The 12,977-nt window shown below is 45.4% G+C and carries 12 protein-coding genes and 1 pseudogene; 1 reads left to right on the plus strand and 12 read right to left on the minus strand.

What is annotated here, in order from left to right; genetic code table 11:
* Positions 1–10: 10 nt before the first annotated feature.
* From F0145_RS06865 to F0145_RS06915, 11 genes are all read right to left on the minus strand, one after another.
* Positions 11–3,805 (minus strand): baseplate J/gp47 family protein, encoded by a 3,795-nt coding sequence (locus tag F0145_RS06865; RefSeq protein WP_150087571.1) that lies wholly within the window; start codon positions 3,803–3,805, stop codon positions 11–13.
* On the minus strand, positions 3,802–4,263 hold the full coding sequence (locus F0145_RS06870; RefSeq protein ID WP_150087572.1) for a GPW/gp25 family protein: 462 nt from the start codon (positions 4,261–4,263) through the stop codon (positions 3,802–3,804). The genes F0145_RS06865 and F0145_RS06870 overlap by 4 nt, the downstream gene beginning before the upstream one ends.
* A gap of 65 nt (positions 4,264–4,328) precedes the next feature.
* Positions 4,329–4,619, minus strand: coding sequence for a PAAR domain-containing protein (locus F0145_RS06875; RefSeq protein WP_150087573.1), 291 nt, complete (start codon positions 4,617–4,619; stop codon positions 4,329–4,331).
* Between the two features lie 166 nt (positions 4,620–4,785).
* The gene (gene vgrG, locus F0145_RS06880; RefSeq protein WP_150087574.1) at positions 4,786–6,528 is read right to left on the minus strand and encodes a type VI secretion system tip protein VgrG; all 1,743 of its coding nucleotides are present in this window, start codon (positions 6,526–6,528) and stop codon (positions 4,786–4,788) included.
* A 135-nt stretch (positions 6,529–6,663) separates the two neighbouring features.
* Positions 6,664–7,365, minus strand: a complete 702-nt coding sequence (locus tag F0145_RS06885; RefSeq protein WP_150087575.1) for a CIS tube protein — start codon at positions 7,363–7,365, stop codon at positions 6,664–6,666.
* Positions 7,366–7,376: 11 nt separating this feature from the next.
* On the minus strand, positions 7,377–7,574 hold the full coding sequence (locus tag F0145_RS06890; RefSeq protein ID WP_150087576.1) for a DUF5908 family protein: 198 nt from the start codon (positions 7,572–7,574) through the stop codon (positions 7,377–7,379).
* Between the two features lie 5 nt (positions 7,575–7,579).
* Positions 7,580–8,023 carry a phage tail protein gene (locus tag F0145_RS06895; RefSeq protein ID WP_150087577.1) on the minus strand — a complete coding sequence of 148 codons (444 nt, stop codon included), beginning with the start codon at positions 8,021–8,023 and terminating at the stop codon, positions 7,580–7,582.
* A gap of 5 nt (positions 8,024–8,028) precedes the next feature.
* Positions 8,029–8,460, minus strand: a complete 432-nt coding sequence (locus tag F0145_RS06900; RefSeq protein ID WP_150087578.1) for a phage tail protein — start codon at positions 8,458–8,460, stop codon at positions 8,029–8,031.
* A 116-nt stretch (positions 8,461–8,576) separates the two neighbouring features.
* The gene (locus F0145_RS06905) at positions 8,577–10,673 is read right to left on the minus strand and encodes a phage tail sheath family protein (RefSeq protein WP_223815854.1); all 2,097 of its coding nucleotides are present in this window, start codon (positions 10,671–10,673) and stop codon (positions 8,577–8,579) included.
* A 32-nt stretch (positions 10,674–10,705) separates the two neighbouring features.
* Complete coding sequence (locus F0145_RS06910; protein ID WP_150087579.1) at positions 10,706–11,467, minus strand: hypothetical protein; 762 nt, start codon at positions 11,465–11,467, stop codon at positions 10,706–10,708.
* 7 nt (positions 11,468–11,474) lie between these two features.
* Entirely contained in the window at positions 11,475–12,095 is a 621-nt protein-coding gene (locus F0145_RS06915) for a DUF4255 domain-containing protein (protein ID WP_150087580.1), read from the minus strand.
* A gap of 323 nt (positions 12,096–12,418) precedes the next feature.
* Between F0145_RS06915 and F0145_RS26510 the strand changes: the two genes are divergently transcribed.
* A complete protein-coding gene (locus tag F0145_RS26510; RefSeq protein WP_223815865.1) occupies positions 12,419–12,703 on the plus strand; it encodes a hypothetical protein in 285 nt (94 codons plus the stop codon).
* A gap of 11 nt (positions 12,704–12,714) precedes the next feature.
* Here F0145_RS26510 and F0145_RS26970 read toward each other — a convergent pair.
* Positions 12,715–12,771, minus strand: a pseudogene (locus tag F0145_RS26970) (hypothetical protein); the annotation flags it as partial.
* Positions 12,772–12,977 lie beyond the last annotated feature (206 nt).

Below are 12,977 nucleotides of genomic sequence, written 5' to 3' on the forward strand. Positions count from 1 at the left end.
TAAGGTAAAACTAGCAGCAACCACAATTTTCGGTAACCGGCGTTTCGGCCGTTATGGGAATAAGGTCCAGCACATGATTTTCTTCGGGTACCGATACCAGCACCGCACACGCTTTGGTAGCTATTACTTCGTCGGCTTTACTATTGGGCAAGCCGTTACCCGGTAAATGCCACAATTCAAAGTCGGTGATATAATCGACGTAAGGCCGTTCTTCTATAAAATCGATAAGGGCGGAAGCAAATATTTTACCGCCAAACTGAATATCCTGCGCTTGCCCAAAAGCCCACGGCGATAAATATTGGGTAATTTCGCGTTTAAGCCTTACCAAAAATGCGGCGGGGTCGTACTGCGGCCAGAATTTAACCCGGCCCTTTACCTGTACTTGTTCAAAAATGGGATTACGCACGTGCAATTGCACAAAACAAGCAATATGCCGGCGCAGATAAGCACTAATTTTTTCCAATTCGCCCAAACTGGTATAGGGTTGCAGCGGATTAATATGGTTGCGGTGGCGGAGGTTAGGAATGGTAATAATGGTTACATGGCCGGCCGCTTGTTCGTTGTAAATTAATTGGGTTTCGCCGGGATCGTACTGGGTATGCGGCAGGCATTTTACTTTGTAAATGCCCGGAAAGGCTTCGAGCGTCAGGTGTTCATAGTCCCAGATGGTAATGCCGCGGTCTTTATGCCGCAATCGCTCACTTACGCGCTGGTAATAATTTGCAGAATTTTCTTTTACGTGGCCGCCAAAACTGGCAAAGGGTTGAGTTACGCTTTTAACACCTGCCTGGGGTTCCTGTAATTGGGTAATGCTGCCGGCGGTTAAAGGTAAAGTTAAAAAATCACTGGCGTTTTGCTGATCCTGGAAAGTAGCGGTGCCCGCCTGGGTTAATACGGAGATTAAACTGCAAACCGTATCACTGGCCGTATGTACCGCTGCCCGCAGCCAGTAAGTTTCGGCGGGCATAATGGCATGTTGGGTATCGGCTAATTGGGGCAATAAAAACGTAATAATGCCGGATTGCGTGAGTTGGGCGGTGCCGTCGCTTACCTGCTCCTTTAAAAATGAAACCCAATAATCGCCCGCTAAATAACTCCAATGCACGTGTTGTTCCGGTTTTTTTAGATGCGGGTTAGCAGTGCCTTCTACCAACTGAAACAAGACGGCAATTTGCTGGGGCGGCGTGCTATCGGTAAACCCAATGTAAAATTCGGCTTCGTGTTCTTTCCAGGTTTGAATGCTACCATCAGGTTCTTTAATTTCGAAAAAGGCATTGCCTAAGTTTTTGTGCCGGAACAAAGGTACCAGGCTCAAAGTCTGCTCGGCGTCTAAATCGGGGCGAAACAAGGCCGCGTGCCGTTCGGCGGTACCAAACGGAAAAACCTGAAAAAATTGCAAGGGCCGGTCCGGGAAACTGTTCGTTGCGCTTAAATCCAGCGAGGTAGTGGCCTCGTAATCCAGTACTATTTCCTGAATAACGGGTGTATAGGGTTCGGGAGGGCGGCTGGGCATGGCGTTTACCTGCGCACTAATATTATTTAGAGCTTCGGCTTTATCGGAGGTGCTCGCAATAATATCCTGCACCGCTTTTTTAAAATTGGCCGCCCCCGTCGATTGTTTTATCAGGTATTCGGTGAGTTGTTCCTGGTAAGCTTTGTGGCCGAAATCGCCGGCCAACCGGAGTTGCATAAATCCTTTTACACTTTGGATAGTATAGCGCGGAATATTTTGGTAATCAACCGGCAGGCGGTCGTCGTTTAGCAGGGTAAAAAGAATAGCGGTGTTGGTTGCATCAGATATTGGTATGCGATTATCCGGGCCGGCTATGCCATCAAATAAATTTGGGTCCGTGGCTACTTGCTGCCAAAGGCCTTGTCTTAAAAAATAAATATTAACCGGCGGCTTAGCCGGCATACTGGCCGGCAAATCTTTCCAGTTAATTAATACTTTAAATACGGCATTTTTTTTCATAAACACCTCGGAGTGCCCAATTACCAGCGCCGCATCTTTTTGCGGTAACGGCCCGAATGGCTGAAAAGGCTGGGTAGGATCAATCGCGCCAAAATCGTTAGATACCTGTAAGTTTTTCAGTCCTTTTCCGGTAACCGTTAAACTAATATTTGTAAGAATATCGGTTTTAATCTGGTCGTAGATAAAGGTCGTGTCGGGTGTTTGCTTCAGAGTAATTTGCAGCACCGGATTAGTGGTGCCATATACTTGCTGGTGCACCGCCGAAGCATAAGGCGCGGTAGCGGGCGCATCGGGCGGCAACTGTATAACCAACTCCCAATAAGCTGCCTCCCGGCGAAAAACGGCATTGGGTACCAAATACCACCCATCGGCTACCGTAAGCCGGCAAATTACCTGACTTGAATAATCTCCGGTAGTTATGGCAGGGCTGCTGGTATAAAACCTGGCCGAAACTTGCCTTGTACCCTCTGTTAAATATAAATACGGGGAAGCTACGGCAAAACCAATTTGCGCAGGCGGCATGGCAATAGCGCTTAATTTGCCGTTATCGAATATTTTATGCGCAAACGGGTGCCATTGTTTATCCGGCAAAGATAATTCTGCGCCTAAACCATCTTCGGAGTTAGCCACCGGGGCGGCAAACAAGTGCCCTTTAAATATGGTGCCGGCATTCTTTTTTAAATCTTCGTCGAGTGGCGTGGCGTGGTAAAAAGATTTAAGCGCCGAAATTTGAGTTTTATTCAGCGCAAAATCGGCATCTAGTGCAAATATTACTTCCTGCCCTTTTGAATCTTTACCGGCATTTACCCGAGTTCCTTTTGGTAAAATCAAACTTTCGAGGTGCCTGGCCAATTCAAAAATTAAATGGGCCTGGCTAGGCTGGGCCGGTTTAGGCGCTAATTGCAATATTTGCTGATAATAAAAATCGAGGTGCTGGCTAGTAATGGTGTTTAGCTGGTCGCGGGCATATAATAATAATTTCAAAAATGCGAGTAACAACGCCTGGTGCGGTTCGTGGGTATTGCGCTGTAAGGTTTCCGCCAACTGCTTTTTTGCCTCGTTGTTTATGGTGGCCAGCGCCCGCAAAAATTGGTCGAAAATATTGGTAAAGGAATTATGATTGCTGGCAAAGTATATTTTCCGGGCTATTTCGCCGGGAGTTGTTGGCCCGAAAATATTTGGATCGATGCTGGTGGAATCTGCCCAAAACGGCGAAAAAGAACGGGTAAAAACCTCCGATGCCGCAGCCAGGGGTTGGCCCAATATTGTACCGGGTAATAAGGCAGTTTCGTCGGTTAAGTCGGGCGTGGCCGCGGCAAAGTACACCTGTAACTTGTGAAATTCGGTAGCCAGCCGGGTTTTTATCAGGTTTTGTACTGTTTGTTTCAGGGCAACGGTTTCGGGCAGGCGTTGTTGCAGTTCGTTTAACCCCCAGGCCAGGTTGGCCGCCAGGCTAAACAAGTTAGCGAATGCCTGCTTTAATTTTGTTTCATCTACCGGATTATTTTTTAGTTCAGCCGAAATACCTTTAATAAATAATTCCTGGACCCGGTTTTTATAACTATCTACTTCTTCTACGGCCACTACGGCCAGAATAGCTGTTTCGTCTTTTTCAAAAAAACTTTGCCAATCCTCGTTATGGTATTGGTTATCAGTCCGGAAATATTTGAGGTACTTACTTAATTTTTGTACAAAAACCAGCCAATCAGCTATTTCGTGCTGGTCTATGGGGGCAGATTCCGGTAACAGCGCCTTAAGCGTTCGCTGGGCCTGATTGGTACCTTCCCGCTTCAGCATCAACGGATTTATAATATTTTCGCAGGGCTGGGTCATAAACTATTGTCTAGGGGCGGCGGGTTGGTCAGGAAATTGAGTAAATCGGAACTTTCGTTTTTATAAAAAGGATACACAAAGTTGTAGCGGGAGTTGGTTGTGCGTACCACGTAATCTACTTCTATCAACAGCAAACCTTCCCATTCACGCGTGGTATTAATATTTACTTTTTCTAAATCAATGCGGGGTTCGTAGTACAAAATAGCCGTTTCAATTTTATCGATAATCTGGGTTTTCAGGGTAGTATCCAGCGATTCAAATAGCAATTCTTCCAGATTACAGCCGTAACGCGGTTGCATGAGCCGTTCGCCAACCATGGTGGTTAGCAGAATATGTAAGCTACTCTGAATATCGGCTTCGTTTTCCAGCATGCCTACGGTACCCGTCAGCCATTCGAAAGTTGGCGGAAAACCCCAGCCTCTGCCCAAAAAACTAGTATTTACCGGTTGTTCTGCCATTTTCGGGTATATTGATTAAATGCTAAAGTTTATTTAAGCTACTCTTATGTAATACTTTAATATTCTTATCCGCCAATTAAAACGGAAGGAAAACCAGCCGCAATAATGCCGCCGTGAGCAGTAGCATCGCCTTGCCGGGCCGCAAACATACCGCCTATTTGCACGGTAGCTGATCCCTTTACGATGCTGTCCGGGGGGCCGGCGCAAGCCGCCAAATCGCCTACGCGCGCAGCAGGCAGTCCGCCAATGCAAACCGTTGGGCAACCAGCCGGTAAAATTGGTCCACCCACGTGCGGCTTCGGTCCATCGGACAAGGGGCACGTATGAAAATCAGTAATTCTAGCGGCGGCTGGCATATTCTATTTTATTTTTAGCTTATTTGCTTGCTATTGAATATTTCAGAATTATTCTTAACTATTTATTAATCAATCTACTTTCAGGTTAAAATATTCCACCAAAAGAAGAATTTCTGTACAATAATTGCCCCGGCATTTTGCTGGTTTCGTTTACTTTCGGGTGCGATTAATTAATCATAACCATGCCGCCTTTTACTTTAGCTAGTCCGCTGGCCGCCGATAATTCTGTTCCCCCGCCGCCTTCGGCTTTAAAGCCAATCTGGGCGGTAGCGGCAATATTCATTCCTTCTACTTTAACATTGCCAGCCGCCTTAAGGGTAATATCTTTTATGCTATCCAGGGTTATTCCATCCTGGTTCATGGTAATTTTATTGCCGTGCTGATCTTCCAGCTTAGTGGCTTTATCGGTTTCAGTTACTATTATTTTATTGCCGTTGGGTGTTTGTAGCGTTACAGATTTTTGCTCATCGTTAAATATCAGGCTCATCCCGGAGCGTGATACATAACCTTTTTCGTTGTTCTTTTTTTCGGCAGTAACGGGGGTGGGCAATGCACTGCTGTGGCACATACCCAATATAATGGCTTGCGAAGGATCGGTTTGCAGGAAACCCACTACTACTTCGTCGTTTACCTCCGGCCGGAAAAAAGTACCGCGCTTGTTACCCGCATCTAAGGTAGCCAGGCGGGCCCACACGCCTTCGTCGTCTTCGCTTATTACCGGCAACCGGATTTTAATCCGATTTTCCCCTTCCGGATCGGCTTCTATTTGGGTTACAACGCCAATTTGCAAACCATTAATGCCGGCAAAAGGCAGTTCGGGGTTTTGGATAGGTAATGTATGTGCAAACCATTCGGGCTGTACGCCCAACTGCATATCGGTTTCCCAGTTGCCATTAGCAATCTGGTGGCGCACACCCGAAACAAAAGCAACACCCCGAAACCGATTACCAATACCATTTACCTGAATTAAATTGCCGGGTTTTACTACGTGGGTACCCTGGCATTTTAGGCGGCCTCTTATTTTAGCCAGCCGCTGTTTTAATAATTTGGCCGTGGCCCAGTTGGTAAGTTCGGTGGGGTTAACCTGACCGCTATGCTTTAAGGTAACCTGGTTGGTGTTAAAAACCTTGGCCAGGTTGGCTGGTGAAATATTTCCGTTAAGGTTAAGCGCGGGTTCCTGGGCTTTGCTGCCGGCTATTTTCTGGGTAGCCGGGTTCCAGGCTTTTGCTTCTACCGAGGTAAACTGCAGCCGGGTATCAATTTCGGCATCCAGTTCCATTAGGGTAGCGCCGTATTGCAGCACCAGCACGGGTTGTTGTTTTAAATCCGGTTTTTTTACGAAAACTTTACCATTATCTACCAGTACCAACATGCTGTTAAGCTCCGCCCGGCTAACCAGAAAATCCCAATCGGTGGTATTATACTGTACCAGTTGTTTTTGTTCCTGGGTAATGGGTTCTACCTCTTTGGCCAGGCCGTGGCGGTTAATAATGGCCTCCAGAATCTGGCTATCTTTTTGCCCCCGGTAATATTGGCTTTGCGGCTGCAGGGTCATTTTTACGGCCTTATCTTTACATTCTATTACCAGCAGCGAGGTGTTTCGGCGGATTTTAAGGCTATGTTTGGTAACTACGCCTTTAAATATATTATCGTCGTGGGCGCGATAGCCGGCTTTAATTTCTATTTGCTTACCCGGAATAAAATCTGCTTTATCGCTAATAGTAAAGGTTTCGGCGGCAGGCTCTCCGTCGAGTAAGGTTATGGTAGCCGTCGGAATCCGGTTTACTTCTTTGCTTACCACCACCGATACAATCTGGTAGGTTTCGGATATTGGGGTACCATCGGTTAGCAATTTAATTGTGCAAACATCCGGCGAGGCAGCGGTGGGTATGGTGCGGCTATTATTCATCAGGAAGCCTTTTGTAACGGTATATCAACTATTAACTTTTAAGCAGACCAGGTTTTTAATATTTTTACAGGCCTGGCCTTAACTTTAGCCGGAGCTTTTGTAATATTCGGGCTGAAGAAAAATATTAGAAGCGCCTTAACTCGTATTATTAGAATCTTGCTGCGCAAATGGCGGAAAATGCAGAAAACTACCAACAGCCAATCGCCGGAAATTGGTTAAATTATTTGCCTGGGCTACTTGCAGGTAATACCGCGGATCTTCGTAAATTTTAAAGCACATAAAAGGCAGATTATCGCCGGCTTTTACCTGGCGCAGATGTGTCAGGTCCGGCGATTGGCTTTTTTCTTTGGCTACCCGCAAGTTTTCTTCTACACTGCCTTTGAACTGGGCTTTGGCTATGGCCCGGATGGGCGTACCGTCGGGTTTAAACAATTTAAACGTAATAGATAAAGAAGCCAGCCGGCCTTTAAAAAGGGTAACGCCCCAGATTAATTTAAAAAACCGCGGTTGGTGAATGGCCCCATCGTAATCTACCAGCATTTGCTTAAATGCTTTTAAATCATCCCAAATATCGGCTTTTGGTTTTCCATCAATAATACCGGTACTATCAAATAAAATATCAAAAGTAAACTCCTCGGGCTTGGTCATTTTGTACTTTTGCTGCGCGCCGCTGGTACCAGGAGCCTGCCCGTCGTTAAACTCAACTTTGTAATCTAGTTGGTAGGTTTCGGGGTTCATTAAGGCAAAAAGCGGCTGACCTACCTGCGAGTCGTCTTTCATATCGGCTTTGCGGTAGGCAATTATTTTCAGCTTTTCGAGTTTACCGGTATCGGCCATAAAATATTAAGTTAGCGTTCATTTTTATCGCGCAAAATGGTCATTACCTGCTCCAGGCATTCGGCAATTAAAGCTTCCCGGTCCGGTTCACTCCCGTTTGCTGCCGCACGGCTACCAGCCGCAGAATTATTGCCCGTCTGGTTTTGCGAGACAGAATTATCTGGGTCGATGACAACTTTTATGTGCAGTTCGCGAATTTCGATGGGCATAAATATTAACTAATGGTAAAATAATTGTACCGCAGTTCCAGGGTTTCGATTACAATAGCGTTGGTTTCGGCGTTAAAATCAGATACAGCCCATTTTTTGGGCCAGGCATTTACTACGTTCCAGGTTTTAAGCGGCTCGTGTTTTTCGTTGAGCAGGGTTACCAGTAAATTAGTTAGTTTAAATTCGCGCTGCTGAAAAGCTTTCTGGCACCAGGCAAATACTTCCGAATCTTTCGCCAGCAAGCCCCTTTTTAATATTAAATCGGGATATTTGGTACGCACCGGCAGCACGTGTTCAAACCGGTTTTCGCCGCCTTCTTTAAAATTTTCGGTTTCAAACTCTACGCTTAAACCCGAAACCGACTGAAAACGGGTATCGTTGTCGTTTTTGCCCAGGCTGGTAAATTCTACCCCAAAATGAAAGCCAACGGGCGGATAGTAGCCGGCCATTAGCTTTATTTTACCAAGCTCAGGCCTTCGTGCGCAATTTCTATGGTTTCTATAGCTACCTCATTGCCATCGGCTTTCAGGTCGCTGGCCTGTACTTTTACCGGAAAGGCATTCAGCGCTTTCCAGGTAAAAACCGGGGCATGATTCTCGTTCAGCAGTTTAATGGTAATATCGCGGCGCTTGGTATTCCCCAGCATATCTACTTCTTTTAACCAATCGTAATAATCGGTTTTGCCTTCAAATGTTCCGCGCTTCATGGTAATATTGCTGTACTTTTGCAAGCCTGGTTGTTTGGTTTTAGAATAGCTGCGGCTTTGCCCTTCGCGGTATTCAATAACCTCCACCTGTTTGTCGAGGCCGGTAACTTCGGTAAAGCCAATTTTGGTGCCGCCCCACTCTATCTCGAAATGGAACTTGGGTAACGGATATTCTGCCATATTTTTAGGAGTTAAGCCTGATTTTTACTACATCTTCGGTTTACTTAAATAAGCTGGTTATAGCTTTAATGAGGAGCGGATTTATAGGTAACTAGCGTTGAATGCCGGGCTTTTATTTAAGATTCGGGCATTTTATGCGAGAACCGTAGCACTATAAATTCGGCGGGCCGCACTACTGCCAAACCAATTTCAACAATCATCCGGCCTTCCAGAATATCCAACGGGGTCATGGTTTTACCCAAACCTACTGCCACGTAAAAAGCATGGTCGGTTACGGCACCCTGAAGCGCTCCCTGGCGCCAAAGCGTAGTCAGGAAATTTTCGATCATGGCCTGTACTTTTACCCAGGTATTTGCATCGTTCGATTCAAACACAAACTGTTTGGTAGCTTTTCTACACGATTCTTCTACCATGTTAAAGAACCGGCGCACGCTTACGTACCGCCATTCGTTGTCGTTGCCGGCCAGGGTGCGCGCGCCCCAAACCAGCGTACCTTTGCCCACGAAAGCCCGGATTACGTTAATGGATTTGCCAAAATTCACATCCACGTTCAGTTCGTCGTTTTGGGTAAGTTCCAGTTTTACCGAAGGGGCGATTACGTTTATCAGGCTTTCGTTAGCCGGCGCTTTCCACACAAATTTGGTATTATCTACCCGGGCATATAAACCCGAAACAGCTCCGGAAGGCGGCAACAAAAAACTCTCGGCCCGAATGTAATTAATAACGCCTGCCAAAACGGGTATCCGACGCAACACTTCGGTTTCAATGGCCGCTTCTTTGGTGCTGGCATCGCGGTATACATTCGTAACAGTAGTGTATAAAGAATAGAATATTTCATCGGCCCGTTTGTTTACTATTTCGAGCATATTATTGGCGGCAGCCTGCCGGCCACCGGCATTATTTCCGCCAGCGGGTGTCAGCACCAACCCGGTTGGATCGGCCGGACCAATAGCACCAATGGCCGTAGCGAAGGCCGCAAAATTCCAGGTACGGCCGGCCGGCGTATGCATGGGGTCGTTGGCTGGCGCAGCCGGGTTCAGGTTGGCATTATCCTGCGAAATTTTATCGACGTTAAATAAGGGTGAAAAAAAATTGGGGGCTGGGGCCGTTAATTGTCCCTGCAAAGCGGTACGCAGTTCGGTAAGCAACGAGCCGGTAAGCTTTGGGGTACCGGTATCGCGCACAAACTCATCCAAAAAATCGTGCACCAGGGTGTATTGAAAATTCCAGATTTCGCGGTAAGCCGTTTTTAAAATATTAAAATCAGCGGTAGAAATATTGGCAACATCGGGCACAGCCGATAAGGTATTGTAAAAATCGGCTTTACGGGCCAGGTACATGGCTTCGAGCGATGCATTGGTTCCTAAAAACGATTTAAGCTGAGCGTCGATGGCCGTAGAACTGGCAACCAGATCGTTTAAGGCATTAAAAGAATTAAGCGTAACCACATCGGCCGGGTCAATAAAAGAAGCTGCCCAATCTACGTTAGCACCTAATTTTCTTACTTTATCTTTTACATCGCGGTATTTTACCTGACGGGGAATATTGACGCGCAGGTAAGGATAATAGGCAGCTCCGAAATTTAAATTGCCCATGCCCACAGCCGTCCGAAAAGCATCAATATCAGTTTTGCGGTAACGATCGTCGGCCGGGTTAGCAATAATAACATCGGCCACTAAAAAACGGTCTTTCAGGTTTTCGCACTGCATCAGGGCCAGGCTGTGTAAGGCCCCTAGTTGCGCCGGATTAAGTTTTATACCGTCCGGAAATAAAATAAGGGTGGGGTCATCTTCTTTCCGTAATTCGGCTAAGGCGTCGGTAATGCCATTTATCAAATCGCCAGCGACAAAAGGATCGGGGTATTCGCCCAGCGAAATAATATAACACTTGCCGCCGCCATTACTAAAATGCATGAGCAAACTATCGTACATAAAGTAGGTAGAATCGATAACCGTTTCTTTAACCGCATTATTTACGTCGAGTTCTACCTTGTTTGCCTGGAGTTTAGGCCCTAACCCGAATATTTCTTCGAACTCAACTTTCGATTCTACGCGGGTTGGTTTTAGTTTATAATCTTTGCCGTTGAACTGGGTGCGTTGGGTGTAGCCAATAAAAGCCGAGATGGCGGTATCTACCGCAGCAATTGAAGGCGGGAATTTAGGTACTTCGTCGATGTATACGCCGGGGGTACGAAGCGTAGTTAAATTCAGCATAGTTTTTTAGTTACAGGTATAAGGCTAACGCGTTAAAACTTATCTAAATGCAGTTGGTACACCTGGGCCGCTTTAATTTTATTCGCCCCAGTCAGGACGCTATAATTGCCTAACCCAGCCCGGCCGGTAATTTCTATTTTACCAATTACGCCGGCGGGGATTGCCGCCGGCCGGGGTTGCAGGCTGGTAGAAGTAGTATAATTTAAATTGCCATCGGTTTCGCGCCAAAAAGCCGGCACGTTAGGCGCATTGCCGGAAGTGCGGTTTAAGGCTACGAATTGTTGTGCGCCGCTTTTCACTATTTCGCCGGTAACATAAGCGCGGGTATTCTGGTAAGTGGGCACCGGCCGGCTCAGGTTCGGGTATAACCCAATATTATTACGGGCAAACTCATTGCCCCACGTGTAAAAAGTGGGGGTGCTGTTGGTTGGGGGCAACAGCGGCAAAGCAGTATTGGCGGCCAAACCGGCATTGCGCCAGCGCAAATAAAATGTTAAAATAATATTGTCTAAGGTGGCACTTGGCTGGTCTGGGCCGTTGGTTTTGGTAACAATTATAAACCCGGTTTTGGTAGGTTTAAATATTAGGTTGCAAGCATACATGGTTCCGCGGGTATTTACCTCCGGTTCTATTTGCAGCCAATCGGGTACCTGGTATAATTGTAATTTATGGGCTTTGCGCGCGGGCGGTAAATCGTTGGTGCCGTCGTAAATAAGATTATTTTCATCCAGGAAATAATGATGGTAAATATTTACTTTAAACAGCTGCTGATATTTAGAAATGATCTTTTCCATCGGCCGCTTAATTATTAATTTTTAAGCCAATATTGCTTTCTATTTCTACTATCACCGAGTCGCCTTCGGTACGTACTTCCTGTTTTAGTTCGAGCAGGCGCATCAGGTACAACACTGAGGGATGCTGTTTACCGCCCAACGTGCCCCATAAATGATTTAATTCTTCAAAAGTTGGCGAGTATAAATCAACAATTAGTTTAAATTCGCTTAGCCGGTCAAAATCAATAAAACTACCCGAAACGCCGGCATTGCTGTTGAGGTGCGTAAAAATATTCTTTGTCTGAAAAAACCGGATGAGTCGGAAAATATAAGTTAAGGCTTTTTCGTAGTCGCGGGTAGTGGCCGAAAACAACACAAATAAATTCACGAAAACAGGCGGGTTAAAATATTCGGTTTTTAGGGTAGCGCTGTTGGCAAAAGAGTAAGGCGAATTCTTCAGGGTTTTTTCTTCGCGCAAATTTACCAGCGTAACCACTATTTTTTCGCGCATGTCGGGATTATCGGTTCCGGTAGGCGATTCGAGCGTGGCAATATTTCCAAGTATTACTTTGTCTTCTACCGCCGGCTGGATGCCTTCGAAAAAAGTATTGAGTTCCGACACCAATATTTTAAGAGCGTGCGAAATCATGAATTACCAGTTTAGGATAATTACCAACAACTAGTCAGACGAAAATCGTAGTTCCGCTTAAAATGGAACTAAAAGGAGGAGGCAAAAAAACGGGTGGTAGACTTGTGATTTTAAATAAACCTATAAATATAGGTAAAGACTATATAAATATAGGCAATATAGCCCTATAACACAATACTTACTTTTAAGTATTTTTATTTACAGCTATAACAACTTACATAAAGCATCTTAAAATAATTGTTGTATTTACAAGATTCAAGCACATTTTGCTAACCTAATTGCTTTAAATTCTTGTAAAAAAGTAGTTTACATGGGGTAGGTAATTGCTTCTACCCGCTATTTTTATTAAGAATTTTATTGCATTAAATTTTGCGTTTCTGGGCAAACTAATTAAGGTTGTTTTACTTTTCGATGAAAGAGGAAAAGCGTCAGCCATGCAGGCCGGCGAATTAGCTAATCAGTTAGCGGCAAAAGGATTTGAAGTGGTTCTACCTGATTTAAGTGGCATAGGAGAGTTAGGGAATGGGTTTATTAAAGGCGGTTCATGCAAATACTCAAAGGCCTTTTGCCATAACCCTGTTTTGGCCAAGCAGCGGAAGCGTTGGTAGACCGGGTTCAAGGGGCCAAAGCGTTTGGTTGGGTCGCGCCAGGGGCCACTGCGAGCAATCCATAGCACCGCATTGAGAAACTGGCGGTTTTAGGAAGAGGAAATAAAAAAATCATAAAGCTATTTAACATAAGGTAAATTATAAGCAAAAAGGTAAACTCCTGAAATAGCTTTACACTTTAAGTATAAAGTTATGAATAATAGGAATTTAAAAGAAACTGTAAAAAGGAATTATCCGTCTGCAAAGAAAAGAAAAATTGTCGAAGAACTTCGTT

Source organism: Adhaeribacter rhizoryzae (genome assembly GCF_008629685.1).
Lineage (GTDB): Bacteria > Bacteroidota > Bacteroidia > Cytophagales > Hymenobacteraceae > Adhaeribacter > Adhaeribacter rhizoryzae.